The sequence below is a fragment of the Ensifer sp. 1H6 genome (assembly GCF_001976035.1).
GTDB lineage: Bacteria > Pseudomonadota > Alphaproteobacteria > Rhizobiales > Rhizobiaceae > Ensifer > Ensifer canadensis.
In genome coordinates, this window is record NZ_MOAI01000004.1 from 198264 (window position 1) to 220144 (window position 21881).

Annotated in this window: 13 protein-coding genes, 1 tRNA gene and 1 pseudogene; 7 read left to right on the forward strand and 8 right to left on the reverse strand. The window is 61.7% G+C overall.

The window, feature by feature from the left end:
- Positions 1–67: 67 nt before the first annotated feature.
- Positions 68–1525, reverse strand: coding sequence for a glutamate synthase subunit beta (locus tag BKP54_RS06920; protein ID WP_025424814.1), 1458 nt, complete (start codon positions 1523–1525; stop codon positions 68–70).
- Positions 1526–1629: 104 nt separating this feature from the next.
- A pseudogene (gene gltB, locus BKP54_RS06925) lies at positions 1630–6425 on the reverse strand (glutamate synthase large subunit).
- 484 nt (positions 6426–6909) lie between these two features.
- Between gltB and BKP54_RS06930 the strand changes: the two are divergent.
- Positions 6910–7956 carry a low specificity L-threonine aldolase gene (locus BKP54_RS06930; protein WP_057205649.1) on the forward strand — a complete coding sequence of 349 codons (1047 nt, stop codon included), beginning with the start codon at positions 6910–6912 and terminating at the stop codon, positions 7954–7956.
- A 100-nt stretch (positions 7957–8056) separates the two neighbouring features.
- Here BKP54_RS06930 and BKP54_RS06935 read toward each other — a convergent pair whose 3' ends face one another.
- Positions 8057–8914 carry a LysR substrate-binding domain-containing protein gene (locus BKP54_RS06935; RefSeq protein WP_025424817.1) on the reverse strand — a complete coding sequence of 286 codons (858 nt, stop codon included), beginning with the start codon at positions 8912–8914 and terminating at the stop codon, positions 8057–8059.
- Positions 8915–9009: 95 nt separating this feature from the next.
- On the opposite strand from BKP54_RS06935, the gene BKP54_RS06940 reads away from it, so the two are divergent.
- The gene (locus BKP54_RS06940; protein WP_025424818.1) at positions 9010–9999 is read left to right on the forward strand and encodes a bile acid:sodium symporter family protein; all 990 of its coding nucleotides are present in this window, start codon (positions 9010–9012) and stop codon (positions 9997–9999) included.
- Between the two features lie 151 nt (positions 10000–10150).
- On the opposite strand, the gene BKP54_RS06945 is transcribed toward BKP54_RS06940, so the two are convergent.
- Complete coding sequence (locus BKP54_RS06945; protein WP_025424819.1) at positions 10151–10612, reverse strand: Hsp20 family protein; 462 nt, start codon at positions 10610–10612, stop codon at positions 10151–10153.
- 394 nt (positions 10613–11006) lie between these two features.
- Between BKP54_RS06945 and BKP54_RS06950 the strand changes: the two genes are divergently transcribed.
- Positions 11007–11972 (forward strand): alpha/beta hydrolase, encoded by a 966-nt coding sequence (locus BKP54_RS06950; protein WP_025424820.1) that lies wholly within the window; start codon positions 11007–11009, stop codon positions 11970–11972.
- A gap of 24 nt (positions 11973–11996) precedes the next feature.
- On the opposite strand, the gene hisN is transcribed toward BKP54_RS06950, so the two are convergent.
- Positions 11997–12770, reverse strand: a complete 774-nt coding sequence (hisN, locus tag BKP54_RS06955) for a histidinol-phosphatase (protein WP_025424821.1) — start codon at positions 12768–12770, stop codon at positions 11997–11999.
- A 419-nt stretch (positions 12771–13189) separates the two neighbouring features.
- Positions 13190–14071 carry an N-formylglutamate amidohydrolase gene (locus BKP54_RS06960; protein ID WP_025424822.1) on the reverse strand — a complete coding sequence of 294 codons (882 nt, stop codon included), beginning with the start codon at positions 14069–14071 and terminating at the stop codon, positions 13190–13192.
- Positions 14072–14266: 195 nt separating this feature from the next.
- Between BKP54_RS06960 and cpdR1 the strand changes: the two genes are divergently transcribed.
- The 4 genes from cpdR1 to BKP54_RS06980 all read left to right on the forward strand — a co-directional run bounded on the left by cpdR1 (position 14267) and on the right by BKP54_RS06980 (position 17282).
- A complete protein-coding gene (cpdR1, locus tag BKP54_RS06965) occupies positions 14267–14629 on the forward strand; it encodes a response regulator CpdR1 (RefSeq protein WP_025424823.1) in 363 nt (120 codons plus the stop codon).
- A 272-nt stretch (positions 14630–14901) separates the two neighbouring features.
- Positions 14902–14976 (forward strand) — tRNA-Val (locus BKP54_RS06970).
- A 712-nt stretch (positions 14977–15688) separates the two neighbouring features.
- A complete protein-coding gene (locus BKP54_RS06975) occupies positions 15689–16174 on the forward strand; it encodes a hypothetical protein (protein WP_128090379.1) in 486 nt (161 codons plus the stop codon).
- A 415-nt stretch (positions 16175–16589) separates the two neighbouring features.
- On the forward strand, positions 16590–17282 hold the full coding sequence (locus BKP54_RS06980) for an alpha/beta hydrolase (protein ID WP_025424825.1): 693 nt from the start codon (positions 16590–16592) through the stop codon (positions 17280–17282).
- A 121-nt stretch (positions 17283–17403) separates the two neighbouring features.
- Here BKP54_RS06980 and BKP54_RS06985 read toward each other — a convergent pair whose 3' ends face one another.
- Together BKP54_RS06985 and BKP54_RS06995 are read right to left on the reverse strand one after the other, a co-directional pair.
- Positions 17404–18081 carry a peroxiredoxin-like family protein gene (locus tag BKP54_RS06985; protein WP_025424826.1) on the reverse strand — a complete coding sequence of 226 codons (678 nt, stop codon included), beginning with the start codon at positions 18079–18081 and terminating at the stop codon, positions 17404–17406.
- Between the two features lie 299 nt (positions 18082–18380).
- Positions 18381–21659 (reverse strand): adenylate/guanylate cyclase domain-containing protein, encoded by a 3279-nt coding sequence (locus BKP54_RS06995; RefSeq protein ID WP_025424827.1) that lies wholly within the window; start codon positions 21657–21659, stop codon positions 18381–18383.
- Positions 21660–21881: the final 222 nt, after the last annotated feature.

The following is a 21881-nucleotide window of genomic DNA, read 5'->3' on the forward strand; positions in this document are numbered from 1 at the left end:
ATTCCCTAAAGCAAAAGGGGCCCCACGATGAACCGGCGGAGCCTTTTTGCACTTGGGAGCAATGATGTCAGCGCGGCAGGATCGACGATCCCATCAGCGCCTCGTCGATCGCGCGGGCCGCCTGGCGGCCTTCGCGGATCGCCCAGACGACGAGCGACTGGCCGCGGCGAACGTCGCCGGCCGTCCAGAACTTGTCGACCGAAGTCTTGTAGTCGCGGTCGTTGGCAACGACGTTGGTCGAGCCACGACGATCGGTGTTGAGCGTCAGCTTGTCGCCGAGATCCTTCAGTACGCTATCGGTGAACGGGCCGCTGAAGCCGATGGCGATGAAGGCGAGATCGGCCTTGATGATGAACTCCGTGCCGGCAATCGGCTTGCGGCGATCGTCCACCTGGCAGCACTTGACGCCGATGAGGTTGCCGTCCTCGTCGCCGACAAACTCCAACGTCGCGACCTGGAACTCGCGGATCGCGCCTTCGGCCTGGCTGGACGAGGTGCGCATCTTGGTCGCCCAGAACGGCCAGACGGCAAGCTTGTCTTCCTTTTCCGGCGGCTGCGGGCGGATGTCGAGCTGGGTGACCTTGACGGCACCCTGGCGGAAGGCCGTGCCGACGCAGTCGGAGGCGGTGTCGCCACCGCCGACGACGACGATGTGCTTGCCGCCGGCAAGGATAGGCGCTGACGGCCAGCCGGTGCTGTCGATGTTCTCACGCCCGACCCGGCGGTTCTGCTGCACGAGATAGGGCATGGCGTCATGCACGCCGGCGAATTCGACACCGGGGATGCCGGCATTGCGCGGCGTTTCGGAGCCGCCGCAATAGAGCACGGCATCGTGGCGATCGATCAGTTGCTCGGCCGGCAGGTCGACGCCGACATTGACGCCGCAATGGAAGGTGACGCCTTCGCCCTTCATCTGCTCGACGCGGCGATCAATGAAGTTCTTCTCCATCTTGAAGTCGGGGATGCCGTAGCGCAGCAGGCCGCCGGGCTTGCTCTCGCGCTCGTAGACGTGAACCTCGTGACCGGCGCGCGCCATCTGCTGGGCGGCGGCCATGCCGGCCGGACCCGAACCAATGACGGCGACCTTCTTGCCGGTCTTGGTAACAGCCGGCTGCGGCACGATGTAACCCATTTCATAGGCCTTGTCGGCGATCGCCTGCTCGACGGTCTTGATCGCGACCGGCGCATCCTCGAGGTTCAGCGTGCACGCTTCCTCGCACGGCGCGGGGCAGACGCGGCCGGTGAATTCCGGGAAGTTGTTGGTCGAATGCAGGTTGCGGATCGCCTCTTCCCAGTTGCCGTTGTAGACCAGATCGTTCCAGTCGGGGATCTGGTTGTGCACCGGACACCCGGTCGGCCCATGGCAGTAGGGGATGCCGCAATCCATGCAGCGTGCCGCCTGCTTCTGCACCTCCGGTTCCGACATCGGAATGGTGAATTCACGGAAATGGCGGATGCGGTCGGACGCCGGCTGGTACTTTGCCACTTGCCGGTCGATCTCGAGAAAACCAGTTACCTTACCCATCGTATCATCCTGATAGCTATGCGTCTGAACAGGCGCTTGAGACAAGCGCGCGTGATGAACCCCCGAACCCTTTTCGGAACCGGGAGCCCTTTTCACCGGGGCCTCTATTCGGCCGCCTCTGCCATTTTCATGCGTTCCATGTCTTCGAGCGCACGACGATATTCGACCGGCATGACCTTGCGGAATTTCGGCCGGTAGTCTGCCCAATGGTCGAGGATCGCCTTTGCCCGGGGCGAGCCCGTGTGGTGCAGGTGGCTGGAGATCAGCTGATAGAGCCGCTCCTCGTCGTGGCGCGTCATATCGCCGGACACGTCGACCATGCCCTTGTGCATGATGTCGCCGCCGTGATGATGCAGCTTCTCGAGCATGTCGTCTTCTTCGGGCACCGGCTGCAGTTCGACCATCGCCATGTTGCAGCGGCGGGCGAAATCGCCTTCCTCGTCCAGCACATAGGCAACACCGCCGGACATGCCGGCCGCGAAGTTGCGGCCCGTCGCGCCGAGAACGACGACGACACCGCCGGTCATGTATTCGCAGCCGTGGTCGCCCACGCCTTCGACGACCGCAATGGCACCGGAATTGCGCACGGCGAAGCGTTCGCCGGCAACACCGTTGAAGTAGCATTCGCCGGAGATCGCGCCGTAAAGCACGGTGTTGCCGACGATGATCGAGTTTTCGGGCACGATTTTGGTGTTTTCAGGCGGCCGGACGATGATACGGCCACCGGAAAGCCCCTTGCCGACATAGTCGTTGCCGTCGCCCACCAGGTCGAAGGTGATGCCGCGCGCCAGGAAGGCGGCGAAGGATTGGCCCGCCGTACCCTTGAGGGTGACGTGGATCGTATCGTCCTTCAGGCCCTTGTGGCCCCAGCGCTTGGCAAGCACACCCGAAAGCATGGCGCCGGCCGACCGGTCGACGTTCTTGATCTTGGCTTCGAAGGCGACGGGCGCCTTGGTTTCCAAGGCGATCTTGGCCTTCTCGATCAGCGTTCGGTCGAGCACGTCGTCGATCGGGTGCTTCTGGCGGCTGGTCCAGTAGGTCTCCGCCTTCGGAGCGTCGACCTTGTGGAAGATCTTCGAGAAATCGAGACCGTTGGCCTTCCAGTGGGCGAGCGCGCCGTCCTTCTCCAAGAGTTCGGAAGCACCGATGATTTCATCGAGCCTGCGCACGCCGAGCGAGGCGAGGATCTCGCGCACTTCCTCTGCAACGAAGAAGAAGTAGTTGATGACGTGCTCGGCCGTGCCCTTGAAGCGCTTGCGCAGCACCGGATCCTGGGTCGCGACACCGACAGGACAGGTGTTGAGGTGGCACTTGCGCATCATGATGCAGCCGGCCGCAATCAGCGGCGCGGTGGCAAAACCGAACTCGTCGGCGCCGAGAAGCGCGCCGATGATCACGTCGCGGCCGGTCTTCAGGCCACCATCGACCTGAAGGGCAACGCGCGACCGAAGGCCGTTCAGCACCAGCGTCTGCTGAGTTTCGGCAAGGCCGATTTCCCAGGGGCTGCCGGCGTGTTTCAACGACGTCAGCGGCGATGCGCCGGTGCCGCCGTCGAAACCGGAAACGGTGATGTGGTCGGCGCGCGCCTTGGCGACACCGGCAGCAACCGTGCCGACGCCCACTTCCGAGACCAGCTTGACCGAAACATCGGCTTCAGGGTTGACGTTCTTCAGGTCGTAGATCAGCTGCGCCAGATCTTCGATCGAGTAGATGTCGTGGTGCGGCGGCGGCGAAATCAGGCCGACGCCCGGCGTCGAATGCCGGGTCTTGGCGACGGTCGCATCCACCTTATGGCCGGGCAGCTGCCCGCCCTCGCCGGGCTTGGCGCCCTGGGCCACCTTGATCTGCAGCATGTCGGCATTAACAAGATACTCGGTGGTCACGCCGAAGCGGCCGGAGGCGATCTGCTTGATCGCCGACCGTTCCGGGTTGGTCGAGCCATCGGGCAGCGGCAGGTAGCGGTCGCTTTCCTCGCCGCCTTCGCCGGTGTTCGACTTGCCGCCGATCCGGTTCATGGCGATTGCCAGCGTCGTATGCGCCTCGCGGCTGATCGAGCCGAAGGACATGGCGCCCGTCGAGAAGCGCTTGACGATGTCGGTGGCCGGCTCGACCTCGTCGACGGAGATCGGCTTGCGGCCGCAGCCTCCGCACTCTTGACGGTGAACAGGCCACGGATCGTGTTCATCCTGAGCGCCGAGTTGTTCACCATCTCGGCAAATTCGCGATAGCGATCCTCTGCATTGCCGCGCACGGCATGCTGCAGCGAGGCGATCGCATCCGGCGTCCAGGCGTGGCTTTCGCCGCGCATGCGGTAGGCATATTCGCCACCGATATCGAGCGTGTTGGCAAGCACCGGATCGGCACCGAAGGCTGCCTTGTGGCGGGCGACGGTTTCGGCCGCGATCTCTTCAAGGCCGATGCCTTCGATCGTCGTCGCAGTCCCGAAGAAGAACTGGTCGACCAGCTTCGACGACAGGCCGACAGCATCGAAGATCTGCGCGCCGCAATAGGACTGGTAGGTCGAGATGCCCATCTTGGACATCACCTTGAGGATGCCCTTACCCACCGCCTTGATATAGCGGTAGACCACTTCGCTGCCGTCGACTTCCTTGGGGAAATCGCCGCGCTTGTGCATGTCGGTCAGCGTATCGAAGGCAAGATACGGGTTGATCGCTTCGGCGCCGTAGCCGGCGAGCAGGCAGAAGTGATGCACTTCACGCGGTTCGCCGGATTCCAGCACGATGCCGACCGAGGTGCGCAGGCCCTTGCGGATCAGGTGGTGGTGCACGGCGGCCGTTGCCAGCAGCGCCGGGATCGCGACGCGGTCCGGACCGACCTGGCGGTCGGAAAGCACGATGATGTTGTAGCCACCCTTGACCGCCGCTTCCGCACGTTCGCAGAGGCGATCGAGCATTTCCGGCATGCCTTCGGCATCGCGCGAAATGTCGTAGGTGAAGTCGAGCGTCTTGGTGTCGAACCGGTCCTCGGTATGGCCGATCGAGCGGATCTTTTCCAGATCGCCGTTGGTCAGGATCGGCTGGCGCACTTCCAGCCGCTTGGCATGCGCCATGCCGGCATGATCGAGCAGGTTCGGGCGCGGGCCGATGAACGAGACGAGGCTCATCACCAGCTCTTCGCGGATCGGGTCGATCGGCGGGTTGGTGACCTGCGCGAAGTTCTGCTTGAAGTAGGTATAGAGCAGCTTGCGCTTGTCGGACATTGCCGAGATCGGCGTGTCGGTGCCCATCGAGCCGATGGCTTCCTGGCCGGTGGTGGCCATTGGCGACATCAGGATCTTGGTGTCTTCGAGCGTGTAGCCGAAGGCCTGCTGGCGGTCGATCAGGGAAACGTCGCGGCGCAGCGCACGCGGCTCGACCGGCTTCAACTCTTCGAGGATGAGCTGGGTATCGTCGAGCCACTTGCGGTAAGGATGCTTGTCGGCGAGCGAAGACTTCACCTCCTCGTCGGAGATGATGCGACCCTGCTCCATGTCGATGAGCAGCATCTTGCCCGGCTGCAGGCGCCACTTCTTGACGATCTTTTCTTCGTCGACCGGAAGCACGCCGGCTTCAGACGCGAGGATGACGCGATCATCAGATGTGACGATATAGCGGGCCGGACGCAGACCGTTGCGGTCGAGCGTCGCGCCGATCTGGCGGCCGTCGGTGAAGGCCACGGCTGCCGGTCCGTCCCACGGCTCCATCAGCGCTGCGTGGTATTCGTAGAACGCCTTGCGCTCGGGCGACATCAGCTGGTTGCCGGCCCAGGCTTCGGGGATCAGCATCATCACCGCATGCGAAAGCGAGTAACCGCCCTGCACCAGGAATTCGAGCGCGTTGTCGAAACAGGCGGTGTCCGACTGACCCTCGTAGGAGATCGGCCAGAGCTTGGAGATGTCGTCGCCGAAGAGCGGCGAGGACACGGAAGCCTGGCGCGCCGCCATCCAGTTGACGTTGCCGCGCAGCGTGTTGATTTCGCCGTTGTGGGCGACCATGCGATAGGGGTGCGCGAGCTTCCAGGACGGAAACGTGTTGGTCGAGAAGCGCTGGTGAACCAGGGCGACGGCCGACTGGAAGCGCTCGTCCTCCAGGTCCTTGTAGTAGGCGCCGACCTGATAGGCCAGGAACATGCCCTTGTAGACGATCGTCTGCGTCGACAGCGACACGACGTAGAAGCCGAGATCGCCGCCTTCCGCTTCCGCATAGATGCGGTTGGAGATCACCTTGCGCAGCGTGAACAGGCGACGCTCGAATTCGGCGTTGGTCGCGGCATCGCGGCCGGCACCGATGAACACCTGCACATGGTGCGGTTCGGTCGCAGCGATATCAGGAGCCTTGGAAAGCGACGAATTGTCGACCGGCACGTCGCGGAAGCCAAGCACGTGCTGGCCTTCCTCGGCGACCACTTCGCTGATCACGTCCTTGAAATGGGCAATCAGCTTTTCGTCGCGCGGCATGAAGAGGTAGCCGACGCCATATTCGCCGGCCTTCGGCAGGGTAACGCCCTGCTTGGCCATTTCCTCGCGGAAGAAGCGGTCGGGGATCTGCACGAGGATGCCAGCGCCGTCACCCATCAGCGGGTCGGCGCCGACGGCACCGCGGTGCGTCAGGTTTTCGAGCATGAAGAGGCCGTCGCGCACGATCTGGTGCGACTTCTCACCCTTCAGATGCGCGACGAAGCCGACGCCGCAGGCATCGTGTTCGTTGCGCGGATCATAGAGACCCTGTTTTCGCGGCAGGCCGGACGGGAATGTGGGCGTTTTTTCAGCCGTCGCAACAGTGTGTGCGAGGTTGAGCCCAGATTGCTGTGATGGCGTGTGATCCGTCATCGTCTTCCCTCCTGTTGAACCCGGCATGTCCGGGCATACCTGCGCCCGCGCATGGCTTCTCGTCGCACGCATTCACGTGCCGCAAAGCCGGGGCATTCATCGTCTCATGATCCTGATCAGGTCGCAAATAATGCACGGCATCATCAGGCATTGATGTCAGTGACCATCCTGATGGCAGGCGTTAACAACCGGATGAAATCCGGCGGATCCCCCTGCGCCACACGCCGATTGCCGATTTTTTGGGCACTTGCGGCGATTGTTCCGGTCCCTAGACCGAAATAGGACAGCAAGACTGTCCTATTTCATGCGCTCTATGCCAGAAACCGCCCCCCTCCGCAAGGGGCATATGAGCAAATAATAGAAGGGATTTTGCCGAACATTGCCGAAAATTTCCCGGTTTTATAATTTAATTACGACAAACGGACGTTTTCTTCATTTTGGTTTCAAACTGGTATCCTGTTGGCCTCCATAGCAGCGACCGTGATTGATCCGGCCGGCAGGTGGGTTATGGTCGCCCGAACGACGTCGATATGACCGTGAAACAGGACGATATGTGATGATTTTTTCCTCTGACAACTGGGCTGGCGCCCACCCTGCCATCGCCCAGAGCCTCGTGACCCATGCCGACGGCTACGCCTCCGCCTACGGCACCAGTGAGCTCGACCGGAAGGTGGAGAGGAAACTGTCGGAGGTTTTCGAGCGCGATGTCGCAGTCTTCTTCGTCGGCACGGGAACGGCCGCCAATTCGCTGGCGCTCGCCAGCACCAGCCGCGCCGGCGGCGTCGCGTTCTGCCACCGCGAAGCGCACGTGACGGCCGACGAGTGCGGCGCTCCGGAATTCTTCACCCATGGATCGAGGTTGAAGCCCGTCGACGGCAAACATGGCAAGATGGACGCATCGCGCCTTGAGGCGGAAATTCGCCGCTACCCGCTCGACAATGTCCATGGCGGTCAGCCGATGGCGGTCACGCTGACGCAAGCGACCGAAAGCGGCACCGTCTACGCACTCGATGAGATCGAGGCGATTGCCGCGGTCGCCAATGCACACAAGCTGCCGCTGCACATGGACGGCGCCCGCTTTGCCAATGCGCTGGTCAGCCTCGATGCCACACCGGCCGAGATGACCTGGAAGCGTGGCGTCGATCTCGTTTCCTTCGGCGGCACGAAGAACGGCTGCTGGTGCGCCGAGGCCCTTGTCCTCTTTGATCTTTCGAAGGCGCACGAGATGCATTTCCTGCGCAAGCGCTCGGCTCAGTTGTTCTCGAAATCGCGCTTCGTCTCGGCCCAGTTCGACGCCTACCTCGAAGGCGGTCTCTGGCTCGACCTCGCCCGGCATTCCAACGCCATGGCCCGGCGTCTTGCCAACGGCATCGCCGCTTCGCGCAACAGCCGGCTCGGTTGGCCGGTCGAAGCCAACGAGGTCTTCGTCATCCTGAAAAAGGACGTGGCGACGAAACTGCAGGAGCAAGGCGCCGTTTTCTACGACTGGCCGGTTCCGCACGAACTCGCCGGAAGCCTCGCGGCCGACGAGGGCCTCTATCGCCTGGTGACGAGCTTTGCGACCAAGATGGACGACGTCGATCGCTTCGTCGCAGCCTGCTGAGGCGACTGCATAATTCCTTGGATCAGGATAGATCCGAGGAGAAAATTATGCAGCAAATTCAAAGAGCCACAATACCGCGTGCCACGCGCGGTGTTGTGGCTCACGCCTGGCCCTGTAACGTCCTCACCTTCGACAAAATCTCGGTCGAGAGCGCCGCGATCAGCTTCTGGTCGGCGCCCTTGCTGGGAACCAGTACGAACTCGACATCCTCCAGCGGCGGCAAGGTGCCGGTGGGTATTTCCCGCAGGCCCTGCGGCGCCATACTGCGCGGCTGGACGAGCACGCCCATGCCCGCTTGGGCGGCGGCCGTCAGCCCGCTGAGGCTGCCGCAGGTGCAGACGATCCGCCATGGCAGCCGATGCCGGTCGAGCACCTCGAGCGCCACGCTGCGCGTGATGCTCGGCGGCGGAAAGGCGATCAACGGCAGCACCCTGTCACGCTTCACACGCTCGGGATCACGCGCCAACCAGACCAGCGGCTCGCGATAGACCAGTTCGCCGCGCGGATCGCCCAGCCGCCGCTTTGCCAGCACCAGATCGATCTCGCCACCATCCTGCATATGGTAGAGCACGCCGCTGAGTGCTACCGTCAATTCGAGCTCCACCGACGGATGGGCGCGAACGAAATCTTCGAGCACGCCCGGCAACCGGCTGGTGACGAAATCCTCCGACATGCCCAGCCGTAATCGTCCGCGCAGACTGCTTTCGGCAAGCAGCGCCTTGACCTCGTCGTCGATCGCCAGCATCGAACGCGCATGGGCAAGCAGGGCCTGACCATCCGTCGTCAACGAGACCCGGTGCGTGTCGCGGGCAACGAGCTTGCGCCCGAGCGACGCCTCAAGCCTTTGAATATGTTGACTGACCGTCGACTGGCCAAGCGCCAGTCTCTCGGCCGCGAGGGTGAAGCTGCCCATCTGTTCGAGCGCAACGAAGCTGCGCAGTTGCACGAGGTCGAGCATGCATTATCCAATTTCGCGATAACTGTTATTCCTTGCATCCTGCTTCATAATGACATTTCTCGGCAAGACGTTTCTCAATCGAGCCAGTGACAGACATGGGCCGCTATCTTCCCGACACCTTCACCCTGCTCCTGCTTCTCACCGTGCTTCTGGCATCGATGCTGCCGATCCATGGCGAGGCGACGGCCTGGTTCGCCATGGCAACGAAGGTGGCGGTCGGCCTGGTCTTCTTCCTGCATGGCGCAAGATTGTCGCGCGATGTCGTCGTCGCCGGCTTCCTGCATTGGCGGCTGCATCTGGCGATCCTGGCATCGACCTTCGTGCTGTTCCCGCTGATCGGCCTCGTCGTCGGCTTCGTACCGTCATCGGTCCTGCCGCCGGCGCTCTATACCGGCATCCTCTTCCTCTGCGTCCTGCCCTCGACCGTGCAATCGTCGATCGCCTTCACGTCGGTTGCCGGCGGCAATGTCCCGGCAGCAATCTGCTCAGCGTCCGCCTCCAACATCTTCGGCATGTTCCTGACGCCGCTTCTCGTCGGTCTCCTATTTTCCGCCGGCGGCCATGGCGGTGTGTCGCTGGATGCCCTTGAGCAGATCCTGCTGCAGCTGCTGGCACCGTTCATCGCCGGTCAATTGTTGCAGCCGTGGATCGGCGGCTGGATCCGGGCGCGCAAGGGCCTGCTTGCGCCCGTCGACCGCGGTTCGATCCTCATGGTCGTCTATCTGGCCTTCAGCCAGGCCGTCACATCGGGGCTATGGCAGACCTTTTCGCTTGCCGATCTCGGGGTGCTGGTCGCGATCGAGATCGTCATGCTGGCGCTGGTACTCGCCGTCACCATGTTCGGCAGCCGCCTCTTCGGTTTCAACCGCGCCGACGAGATCGCCATTACCTTCTGCGGCTCGAAGAAGAGCCTTGCGAGCGGCATCCCGATGGCAAGCGCCATCTTCGCCGGCCAGAACATCGGTGCGATCGTGCTGCCGGTCATGCTCTTCCACCAGATCCAGCTGATGGCCTGCGCGGTGATTGCCCAGCGTTACGCCGCCCGCAAAGAGCTGGACGCCATCGCCGAACCCGTCCGCCCCTAAAGCAATTCCAGGAAAAGTGTGAAACGGTTTTCCGTCCGGCATTGCGTTATTTCAATGATCTAGAACCTGTCCGGGAAGACGCGAAAACAACGATCCCAAAAAAAGGCGGCGTCCTTTCGGGCGCCGCCTCTTCAAGCTTGGGAGGGAGGGATTAGAGGTTCTGGGCCTCGATCTGCTTCGGCTGCGATGCGACCGACGTAATGTCGATCCGGCGCGGCTTGGCTGCTTCCGGGATCTCGCGGGTGAGGTCGATGTGCAGCAGGCCATTCTTCAGCGAAGCGGACTTGATCTCCACATGGTCGGCAAGCTGGAAGCGACGCTCGAAGGCGCGCTTGGCAATACCGCGATGCAGGAACTGGTTTTCTTCGGCCTTGTCCTCGCTCTTTTCGCCCTTGATTGTCAGCGTATGTTCGCGCGCTTCGATCGACAGTTCGGTTTCGTCGAAGCCGGCAACCGCCATGGTGATGCGGTAGGCGTTTTCGCCGGTGCGCTCGATGTTATAGGGCGGATAGGTCTGAGCCTGGTCAGGCTGGCCGAGGCTGTCGAGCATCGTGAAGAGGCGGTCGAAGCCGACGGTGGAGCGATAGAGGGGGGAAAAATCAACGTGACGCATGGTGTCCTCCTGGGAGCAACTGTTTGCGATGTCTGGTCTGCCACCCCATCCAGGCAGCGGCGCGACCGGTGAACGGACCCGTTATCGGCGTCCGTGAGCAAGAGATGGGAATGCGATTTCGTCAGTTCAAGGCATGCCGCCTCAAGATTCCCAAGAGGTGAATGGCGGATGAATGACAGGTTCGGCCGTGGTTCAGATCAGGGGCGTTACAAAGGCCACACTGGGAGGAAATCTCCTGGGGCTGAAGTGACATGTCCCTTCCCCTTCAGCGGCCGGAAACGGTGATCGTCCGGATTTCACCCACCGTTTCCGGCTTTTTTCTTTGACGGCGCCAAGCCCGCCGCCTATCCCTGATGATACCGATCAACGCGTCTTCAGCCTGGTTTCGTCCGTCATGACCACGATCCTCCGCTCCACACCGGATAATCCGATACCGGACAATCACGTGGCGGGCTTCTTCGATGGAGCCGGTGGCCGCAAGATCCGCTACGCCATCTTCAAGACCAGGACGCCGGTTGCGCGCGGCACCGTGGTGCTGCTGCAGGGCCGCAACGAATCGATCGAGAAATACTTCGAGACCATCGCCGAACTCAACGCCGCCGGCCTCTGGGTCGCAACCTTCGACTGGCGCGGCCAGGCGGGCTCGGAGCGGCTCTTGCCCGAGGCCGGGCGCGGCCATGTCGAGCGCTTCTCCTATTACGAGCGCGATCTGACCACCTTCCTCGAACAGATCGTGCTGCCGGATACCCGGCTGCCGTTTTCGATTGTCGCCCACTCCATGGGCGCGCTGGTCGCGCTGTCGCTCGCGCCCACGCTTTCGAGCCGCATTGATCGCCTGGTGGTGCTTGCCCCCTTTGTCGGCCTCGGTGGCCAGATAATTGGCGAACGCAGCATCGCCAGCATGGCAACGGTGATGCGCTGGGTCGGTCTCGGGCGGCTGCCATTGCATGCCGACAAAGGCAATCGCCCCTTTGAAAACAACGTGCTGACCGCCGACCGCCGGCGCTTTGCGCGCAACCTGGCCTTGACCGAAGCCTATCCGGAATTGCGACTTGGGCCGCCGTCGGCGCGCTGGTTGACCGAAGCGTTTCGTGCAATGCGCCGCGTCGCCCGACGGGAACATCTGACCCGCATCACCCTGCCGACGATCATCCTGGCGCCGACAGCCGACCGGCTGGTGCCGCATGTCGCCGTCGAGTGGCTGGCGCGCAATTTCCGCGCCGCCCACATGATCCCGATCGACGGTGCGCGCCACGAACTGCTGCACGAGGCCGATCGTTATCGCGCCCAGGCCATGGCGGCCATTCTTGCTTTCGTCATTCCCGATAAGGACGACAAGGACGAAGGCGAAGCGGCCTGAGACAATTCAGTCTTTTGAGAAAATTCAGCCTTTGAGAATTTCCAGCGTCTGCGCATGCAGTTCGGCGCTGCCGGCAGCGATGACTTCGCCACCCATTTCCGCCGGGCCGCCCTGCCAGTTGGTGACGATGCCGCCAGCCTGCTCGATCAACGGGATAAGGCCGCCGACGTCATAGGGCTTGAGCCCGCACTCGATGACCAGGTCGACATGACCGGCCGCAAGCAGCGCGAAGGCATAGCAATCACAACCGTAGCGGAACAGCCGCACCTTGTCCTGCAGCGCCTCGAAGCGGGTCTTGTTGTCGCCGGTGTAGAGATGCGGCGAGGTCGTAAACAGCACGGCATCTGAAAGCGCGTCGCAAGTGCGGGTCGACAGCACCTTGTCGCCGTCGGGTCCACGGTAGAGCGCCTGCTTGCCGTCGGCAAAGAAGCGTTCGCCGGTAAATGGCTGATCCATCAGGCCCATCACCGCATCGCCGTTGCGATAAAGACCGATCAGCGTGCCCCAGACCGGCAGGCCGGAGATGAAGGCGCGCGTGCCATCGATCGGATCGATCACCCAGACATATTCGCGATCGAGCCCGACATTGCCATGCTCCTCGCCGAGGATACCGTGACCGGGGAAATTCTCCTCGATCAGAGCGCGGATCGCGGCCTCAGCCGACTGATCGGCCTCGGTCACCGGATCGAAACCGCCCTCGAGCTTGTTGACGACGCTCGTGCCGATGCGAAAGCGCGGCAAGGTTTCCGCCTTGGCGGCATCGGCGAGACGATCGAAAAAGGAGCGGTCGGGCAGCATGTCACTCTCTTTAGGGAAAGAAGCAGGAAGGTCCAATCTGCATAGACGAAATCTGCAGAAAGGCAAACGGCCAAGCGACCGGCTGTCAGCGATCCAAGACGGTGGGCCGTTCCGATCGTTTCAGCGCCGTCGATCCGGTGAAATTCCTTTGCCGCACTGCAAAAGTTTTCACTCTCTCAACTTGACAATTGTGCAGTGCAATATTAGGGTTTTTGTGCAGTCACTTGTGACTGTAAATACCCTCCTTGGGTGTTTCCTCCCTAGACTTAACCGCGCCACCGGCGCGGTTCTTTTTGAGGTCTACTACAGCGCCGCGCGGCTTATTGGACGCGCAAAGGTCGCTGTAGCGCTTTGAATTGCTGCATGTTTTTATCCTTAAATCGAATAGGATTTAAGGAACATGCCATAGGGAACCGACGCTACTCCGCAGCAAGCGGCAGATAGGCGCCATAATCCTCGACATGACGCGCGAGCGACGCGATGAAGCTGGTGAGATCGGCGACCAGCGCGCCGAAACCGGGCTTGCGGACCAGCGTCGTCTCATCGACATAGAGCCCGCGATTGATCTCGATCTGCAGCGCATGCAGGCCGCGGCTCGGTCGGCCGTAATGTTCGGTGATGAAACCGCCGGCATAGGGCTTGTTGCGCGCGACGGTATAGCCGAGCTCAGCCAACAGATCGACGGCCATCCTCGACAGTTCCGCCGCGGCACTGGTGCCGTAACGATCGCCGATGATGAAGTCCGGCCGCTGGGCGCTGCCCGGCAGATGCACATTGCCGGGCATCGAGTGGCAATCGATCAAGACCGACAGGCCGAACTGGACATGCGTGCGGGCGATGAGCTTGCGCAAGGTGGCGTGGTAGGGCTTGTAGATCGTCTCGATGCGCGCCAGCGCGTCTTCGACGGGGAAGCGGCCGCGATAGATTTCCATGTTCTCGGCGACAAGCCGCGGCACGGTTCCAAGGCCGCCTGCCACCCGCATCGAACTGATATTGGCATGCGGCGGCACCGGCCCGTCGAACATGCGCGGGTCGAGTTCGTAAGGCTCGCGGTTGACGTCGAGGAAGGCCCGCGGGAAATGCGCCAGCAGCATCGGCGCGCCGAGGAACGTCGCGTTCTGGAACAGCTCGTCGACATAGTGATCTTCGGAACGACGGATCGCCAGCGCATCGAGGCGGGACTGATCGAGAAAGGCCTGTGGATAAGAGCGGCCGCTATGCGGCGAGTTGAATACGAAGGGAATCCGCTGACTTGCAGGTTCCAGAACCTCAAACAGCTCCCTCTCCGTCATCTCCCCCATCGGAACCCTTTTTACCATGTGCGGTTCTTGCTGTTGCCATCATGTTGCCAGTTGGTCGGCTCTGTGTCCATAGTGCGCCCACTCCGGTTTCTGGGGAGTTGACGCGTCGCGTTCACGAGATATTTACCCCGTTGCGGTTTGGATAGAACGCCGCAATCCATACGCAATGAATAAAGAGAAGCAACGGCCGAGTTCATGACTGTGAAAATCCTTCTTGCCGAAGACGACAACGATATGCGCCGCTTCCTTGTGAAGGCGCTCGAAAAGGCTGGCTACAAGGTCATGTCCTATGACAACGGCGCCAGCGCCTACGACCGCCTTCGCGAAGAGCCCTTCTCGCTTCTCCTGACCGATATCGTCATGCCCGAGATGGACGGCATCGAGCTTGCCCGTCGGGCGACCGAACTCGATCCGGATCTCAAGGTGATGTTTATCACCGGCTTTGCCGCGGTCGCGCTGAACCCGGATTCGAAAGCTCCGAAGGACGCCAAGGTCCTGTCGAAGCCCTTCCACCTTCGCGACCTGGTCGACGAGGTCAACAAGATGCTGGCCGCCTGAGGCCAGACATTTTTTCCACAGCTGCCGCCGCCGTCCGTGACACTTGGACCGGATCGGCGCAGACTTCAGATCGACCGCCGCGATCCACAGGGATCTCCGGCGGTCTTTTTATTTCAGTGACTTACGCGCAAAGCCCGGAAATCCGGACTTCCGGCAAGCCGCCACAGGCGGCAGACGATGACGGAAAACCGCCAGCAAAATTTCAGTCAAAAAACCTTCGAAAACCCTATTGACGCGAGAGCGGGTTCTATGGTCTATGCGCCTCATCGGATGGGCGTGTAGCTCAGCGGGAGAGCACTACGTTGACATCGTAGGGGTCACAGGTTCAATCCCTGTCACGCCCACCATCCAAGTTTCTGATAAAAAGGGCTTTCGGGAAACCGGAAGCCCTTTTTACGTTTTGCTTCCAAGGTTCATCGAACCTGCGGCCGATGACGCCTAAGCGCGATATTGGAGAGGATCAGAACAGCATGGGACGATCCGTGCCGGATCATCGGCACACTGCGGATTGCGCTAAATGGAAAGCGGCATGAATCGCTACTCGTTTACCTTGACGCAAAATCGCAAAGATTGCAGTATTCAATAGGATACAACTTAATTTCAAGCAGCGTTACGTTGTTGCACACACACTACAGCGGCAGGATATACACCAACATTTTCAAATCCTTCCGACGCAGCCACGCGCAAAATCGGCCTCGCCCTTCGTGATCAGGACTATGGGCAGTCTGATCGAAAACAGTGCTCGACAAGACCTTCGGGTCTTGCCTTGCGCCTGTTTCCTTCCATCCGATCCCATGGTCCTGAACAGAGTGGATGAATTTAACAGGCCCTGACCCTTGCCATCGAATTTGTGAAACCAACGGCACGCACAGTTCTCACGGGCTGTCCAACGCCACACGAGGAGACGGTACAATGAACAGATTTTTCGTTTTCGGTCTTGGTCTTTTCTCAATGTCGACTGCACCATCTCTGGTCCAGGCGCAGGAGGAGCCGAGCTTTGATTGTTCAAAGGCCAAGAGCCAGGTCGAAAAAGTTCTTTGCTCCGGCGGAGATTCCGGAATGGGGTGGATCGATCAGACCATGGCCGACCTGTACAAGGCCGTCCGCGCTGCGCCAGGCGCGGATGCCGCCACACTGGAATCGAGCCAGCGCGCCTGGCTTGCAAAGCGAGACCATTGCCTGATCGACAGCTATCGTGGCCGCTATGCCGAACTCAGCTCCGCCTATGACCAAAAACATCTCACAGGCACGTACGGGAACGCGCGCGGCGTGCTCGACAGCGTGTTGTTTCCCGATGGCAACCTCTTGGTCAACATCTCGACCGATGTCGGCGCTCCCTCCTACGACTCCTGCTCGGTAACCTTCCGTGCCCCGCTTGAAGGGGAGGCGGTGCAGCACGTTTTCACGCCTGAGGAAATCGGCGCCGACGGTCAGTGCACGGTCGACTTGAAGATCACAGGTTCCCAGATCGATGTCACTCCCAAGGATTGCCGCGTTTTCTGCGGCAACTCTGCCTCGTTCGACGGCGCCTACAAGAAACAGTAAGGCACGATCGAGAACTTGATCGATAGATGAGAGGAACGGCGATCGTGCTTCGATGAAGCCGATCGTCTGCCTACCTGTGATCTGATCAACCGGCCCACCGTGACGGCATTGCCGTGCAAGCCACCGAGTGACGGCATCGACCGCAGCGGCCGCCACTGCGCGGAATATTCGGGGTAGCTCATGGATCGGCCAGCCTCGCCGCCCTACTTTGCTCTCGCGACCTGAACGCATCCGCCCGGCAGGAGGCACGCGCCATGTCGACGGCAAAGTGCCGAGGATTCGAGAGCCCTACCGCATGTTTCGTTAGACTGTATTCGATCTAAGGATAAAACATACAGCAATTCAAAGTGTTACAGCGACCTTTGCGCGTCTAATAAGACGCGCGGCGCTGAAGTGGGAAGGAAAGGAACGGACAATGCCAGCCATCAAGAACATCGTCCTGGTCCATGGCGCCTGGGGTGACGCCTCGCATTGGCGCCACGTGATACCGCCGCTGCACGCCAAGGGCTACAATGTCGCAGCGGTCCAGAACCCGCTGACGTCACTTGCCGACGACATCGACCGGACATCGAAACTTGTGGCCGCACAGGACGGGCCGACATTGCTGGTCGGCCATTCCTATGGCGGTGCCGTGATCACCGGCGCCGGCCACGCGCCGAACGTTGCCGGCTTGGTCTATATCGCCGCTTTCGCGCCCGACGAAGGTGACAGTCTCGGCAGCATCTTCGCCCGCCGCGACGCCCCTTCCGGTGCCGGCAGTATCCGGCCTGATAAGGATGGTTTCCTCTGGCTCGACCAGGCGACGTTCCGCCAGAGCTTCGGCCAGGATCTCGGCGAGACCGAAGCGCTGGTCATGGCCGTCGTGCAGAAGCCGATTGCAGGACGCTGCTTTGAAGACAAGTCCGGCCCGCCGGCCTGGAAGGTGAAGCCCAGTTGGTATCAGGTGTCGAGCCGCGACAACATGATTCCGCCGGAAACCGAACAGTGGATGGCGGAGCGCATCAAGGCGAAGAAGACGATCACGCTTGACGCGAGCCACGCGTCGCTGGCCTCGCGTGCCCCGGAGGTCGTCGCGCTGATCGAAGAAGCGGTCGCCTCGCTCGCCTGACGTCGGGCGTCGCGCCACCGGCTGCCCCGAACGACATTTTCATTTCGGGGCAGCATCGTCTTCGCGGGACGAACACCGGCGCCGGCCAAACGTGCCGCCGTCTATCGTCCACGGGCGGCGGTCAATGGGCGACGTTCGACGCGGCCGACATCAGCTCCTCTCGGCGAGGCACGCCGAACATGTTGTGTCCGTCAGCCGTGGCCTCGGTAAAGCTCCATCGCACGATGCCATCCCGATCGAGCAGGAACTCGCCGACGAGTTGCCCTTCGCCCGTCGCGATCATGCGTTCGTCGTCATGTGTGATTTCATAGCCGTCCGCCTTGTCGAGAAACGACGAGGCCGCCCAAGGATCCATAGCGGCCGGCAGCTCGCCCGGCATGTCAACCAGCATTGCCATGACGGTTTTCTTGGCAAGTTTGTGAGGCCAATCGTCCTCATCCTCGGTGAACTGAAGATTGGGTAAGCCGAACGCGCGGTGAGAAACCCGTTCCGGATCGGACGCCGCCAGCAGATGTGGCAGCGGATGGTAGCGGAAATAAAGGCGCGCCCGGTCGATCGGCGTGTTGACGACCGTCAGGCTCTCGACACCTTTTTCGCGCAGTGCCTCGTCGAGCTGCGCCATCGCCGCGATCTGGCGTCGGCAGAAGGGGCAGTGCAGACCGCGGAACAGGCCGACCAGCACCGGCTTGCGACCGCGAAAATCGTCGATGGAAATCTGACCGTCCTGGGTGATGGCGTCGAGAACCACGTTCGGTGCCCGGTCACCGGGTTGCAACGGTCCATTGTGCTGTTCAACCATAATCTTTTCTCCTTATGCCGATCGTGGGTCACGGAGATGTGGGGAGCGCGTCTCGCGCGGTGCGCTAAACGCGACCATCGCGTCGAACGCAGAGCCGGTTTGGCGACACAAGCCTACATTTCGGGCGCCCTTTCGCGGCCAATCCTACAGCGCCGCGCGTCTTGTTAGACGCGCAAAGGTCGCTGTAGCACTTTGAATGGCTGCATGTTTTTATCCTTAAATCGAATAGGATCTAAGGAAACATGCAGTAGAACCCGAATCGTCGTGTTTACCTTCGACGGACCTGCCCTGCAGCGCCCCTAGTCGAGGAATGGCAGTATCATCAACGCTTCGGGATCAAGACCGTGCCGTGTGCATATGTCGCGAGCCGAAGCGAAGTGCCTTTCCGCACCATCGAGGTCACCAGCATCAAGGCAGAGCGTCGCCAAGCCATCATAGCACGGAAACAACAGCTGTGCCTCTCGCGTTTCGAAAGCGAGTTCGAGAGCCTCCTCATACAGACGGCGCGCGACATCCGGGCGACCGTGGCACTGATCGATCTGTCCCAGCACCAGCAACGACACCGGCAGATGATCGCGCTGATCGAGCTCGCGGTCGATCGCGATCGCCCGTTCGGCAGCCGGAATGCCGTCGGCAGCACAGCGGTCGGTGAAGGTGCAGTAGGCCACCGCCAGATTGGAAAGCAGCCGCGCCTGGAAGCTGAGGTCGCCGATACGGTGGGCCATGCCGAAGCCGAACTTGCAGACCTCGATGGCCCGCCGTGGCTCGATGATCGTGTAGAGGACGGCAAGATTGGTGTACCCCCGGCAGGCCGCATTGAGCAGGTCGGCAGCCTCCGCGACCGAGACGCTGCGCTCGATCGTTGCGATCGCCTCAGTGCCGCGGTTGAGGCGCGCCAGCGCCACCCCTTTGGTATTGAGGGCTTCCGCCGTCACCCGATCCATTTCGCGCCGAGCGTCCGGTGCTTGCGGCACCAGCGCCCCGACACGCTTCAGGGCATCGTCGGCCCAGACGATAGCGTCGGCATAGTTGCCCATGCGAAAGGCAAGGTGGCCCCGTTCCTGGGAGAGATGGGCGCTTTCGATCGGCGCATCCGCGTCTTCCAGAAGCTGGGCCGCGTTCGCGAATGCCACCAGCGCCTCGTCGCGCCGGGCCGCCTCCCACAGGAGATGTCCGTACTTGCGCTGGATGCGGGCCGCTGAGACCCGGTCGTCAGTGGCATGATAGACGTCGAGCAGGGAAGCGTAGTGCCCAGCAGCCGCGTCGCGCCGCCCGGAAGGGCCGAGCAGATCGGCAACGCGCTCGCGGGCAGCAAGCCATTCGGTCCCCTCCTCGCCAGCGGCCGCCCAGGCGGCCATGGCCTGCTTGTAGAACCGTATGGCATCATCATTCGCATAGATCGCCTGCGCGCGTTCTCCTGCCGCCATGAGATAGCGCGCGCCCTTCGACCTATCCTCCGACTGGCTGAAATGGTGGCCAAGCAACGCCATCTCCTCCAGCCTTGTCGTCTGTGCTCCATAGCGGCGCTCAAGCTGGTCGGCGACAACGGCATGTATCTCCGCACGCCGACGCAGGAGCAGGTTGTTGTAGACCACCTCCTGCAGCAGCGTCTGGGTGAAGCGGTAGGTCTGCGCGCCCTGTAAGCGTCCCTCCCGCGTCTCCTCGATAATTTCGGCATCACACAGATTGTCCAGCGCCGCATCGATCGTGGCTTCATCGCCGGCAACGACACGCAGCAAGTCGACATCAAACCGCGGGCCGATGACTGCCGCATGGTGAAGCAGTCTGCGCGACCGCGGTTGCAGTCGGTCGATCCTGCCCAAAAGCATGGCTTCGATGGTTACGGGAATATCGACGGTGGCCTCGCGCTCGACCACGCGCCAGGCGGCCCCGAAATGCTTCAGCGCATCGACTTCGATCAGGCCACGTACGATTTCCTCGATGAACAGCGGATTTCCGCTGGCGCGCGCCAGTATTCGGCCCGCCAGCCCCCGATGCAGGCCATCGGTACCGAAGAAGGCCGAAAGCAGCCTGCGCCCTTCGGTCTCGGTGAGCGGCGCGAGCCGCAACGCCGTGAGGCTCGTTCGGCCAGGCTTCAGCCGATCGACCGCCGCGTCCGGGCGCTGCGTCGTCAGCATCATCAATGGACTGCCCTCCATCCGGTCGAGGATAAAGGCGATGGCATCGAGGGACGCGGCATCGGCCCAATGCAGATCCTCGATCACCAGCAGCAGCGGCGTTCGCGACAGGCGCCGCTCGAAGATGGCTCGCACGGCCGCAAAGAGCTGGCGACGCATCTGTTCCGGCTCGACATGGCGCAAGGTTTCGTCGTGCGTTCCCATCCCCAGGATGCGAAGGAAAAGCGGCACGAGCTGTTCAAGCTTTTCGGGCGCAAAGCCGATCTCGGCAAGCCCCGCTGTGAGCAACTCTGTCGTCCGCTCCAATGTATCGAAGGTCGAGATGCCATAGGCGCCGCGCAAAACAGATGCCAGAACACCGTAGGAAGGTTCTCCGAGCGGAGAAGAGCTAGCGCGACGAACGACAACGTGCCCGAAGCGCGGATCGACGGCGACCAGCGCAAGAAATGTATCGACGAGGCGCGATTTTCCCATCCCCGCCTCCCCGGACAGACGCACCAGTTGCGCCGCCCCGTTACAGGCGAGTTCCAGGCAATCGAGCAGTCGCTTCATTTCCGCATCGCGCCCGACCAATGGTGAAGTCAGACCCAACGCCTCCAGACCTCGTGCGGCACTAGGGGCGTCAAGAACCTTGATCAGACGGTAAACCTCGATGATGCCGGCCTTGCCGCGCAATGCGGTTGCACCCAGCGCCTCGTAGGCGAAGGCATGCCGGGTCACGCGGTGTGTCACCGGTCCAACGAGAATTTCGCCGGGTCCTGCCATGGACTGCAGGCGCTGCGCGGTGTTCACGGCATCGCCAGTGACCGAATAGGATCTGCTGTCTCCAGCGCCCAGGGCGCCGGCAACCACGGTTCCGGTATTCAAGCCGATATGCAGGCTGACCGGCGCACCGATGCGATCCTGCCAGCGCTCACCGACAAGGCTGCCGCGCGCGATCATGTCGATCGCTGCACGCAGGGCCCGCTCGGCATCATCCTCATGCGCCACCGGGGCGCCAAACAGCGCGAGCAGCGCATCGCCGATGAATTTGTCGACGAAGCCGCCATAGGTTTCGACCGCCGCGGTGAGCTCTGCAAAAAGTTCGTTCTGAAACGTTTGCAGGATCTCCGGATCCATATGTTCGCCAAGGCTGGTAAACCCGCACAGATCGGCAAAAAGAATGGTTGCCGTACGGCGGTCGGCATTTTCGTTGTCGCTCGATACCGTCAGGGATGAGTCCCGCACCGCTCTAGGCTGGGGCATCACGGCAGCCTGCCCGGACGCCAGGACCTTTGCCGCCGTCGGCTTTTCCACCGGCGTCCCACAATTCGGGCAGAAGGCGAAACCTGGCAGACAGTCCGCGCCACAGCCCGGACACAGGCTCTGCTGTTTGGCTCCGCAGCTCGGGCAAAACGAAAAACGCCCCTCGATCTCGCAACCGCACTCACGACAATTCATCAATGGCGAACCTTCGAAGAGGCTCCGTGCTCCGCATGCTATCCAGAGCCGTTTGGACAAAATATGCACAAAACAATGAACCCGCCGGCAAGGCTTTGCAAGCAATCGCTAATTAAGATTTCAAAGACTGACAGGCTACGAACAGGACGCGCCATGGCGCCCTTGGGAGGCATTCTGCATTCCTCTCCGTCGACCAAGCGAGCCCTTGGCCGACGGAAACAA

Bases quoted from the DNA above. Each gene is read 5' to 3' on its own strand.
- BKP54_RS06940 (WP_025424818.1), top strand. From the start codon at position 9,010: ATGGGCCGCTATCTTCCCGACACCTTCACCCTGCTCCTGCTTCTCACC.
- BKP54_RS06985 (WP_025424826.1), bottom strand. From the start codon at position 18,081: ATGGTTGAACAGCACAATGGACCGTTGCAACCCGGTGACCGGGCACCG.
- BKP54_RS06980 (WP_025424825.1), top strand. From the start codon at position 16,590: ATGCCAGCCATCAAGAACATCGTCCTGGTCCATGGCGCCTGGGGTGAC.
- cpdR1 (WP_025424823.1), top strand. From the start codon at position 14,267: ATGACTGTGAAAATCCTTCTTGCCGAAGACGACAACGATATGCGCCGC.
- BKP54_RS06975 (WP_128090379.1), top strand. From the start codon at position 15,689: ATGGGGTGGATCGATCAGACCATGGCCGACCTGTACAAGGCCGTCCGC.
- BKP54_RS06960 (WP_025424822.1), bottom strand. From the start codon at position 14,071: ATGGGGGAGATGACGGAGAGGGAGCTGTTTGAGGTTCTGGAACCTGCA.
- hisN (WP_025424821.1), bottom strand. From the start codon at position 12,770: ATGCTGCCCGACCGCTCCTTTTTCGATCGTCTCGCCGATGCCGCCAAG.
- BKP54_RS06920 (WP_025424814.1), bottom strand. From the start codon at position 1,525: ATGGGTAAGGTAACTGGTTTTCTCGAGATCGACCGGCAAGTGGCAAAG.
- BKP54_RS06945 (WP_025424819.1), bottom strand. From the start codon at position 10,612: ATGCGTCACGTTGATTTTTCCCCCCTCTATCGCTCCACCGTCGGCTTC.
- BKP54_RS06935 (WP_025424817.1), bottom strand. From the start codon at position 8,914: ATGCTCGACCTCGTGCAACTGCGCAGCTTCGTTGCGCTCGAACAGATG.
- BKP54_RS06995 (WP_025424827.1), bottom strand. From the start codon at position 21,659: ATGAATTGTCGTGAGTGCGGTTGCGAGATCGAGGGGCGTTTTTCGTTT.
- BKP54_RS06950 (WP_025424820.1), top strand. From the start codon at position 11,007: ATGACCACGATCCTCCGCTCCACACCGGATAATCCGATACCGGACAAT.
- BKP54_RS06930 (WP_057205649.1), top strand. From the start codon at position 6,910: ATGATTTTTTCCTCTGACAACTGGGCTGGCGCCCACCCTGCCATCGCC.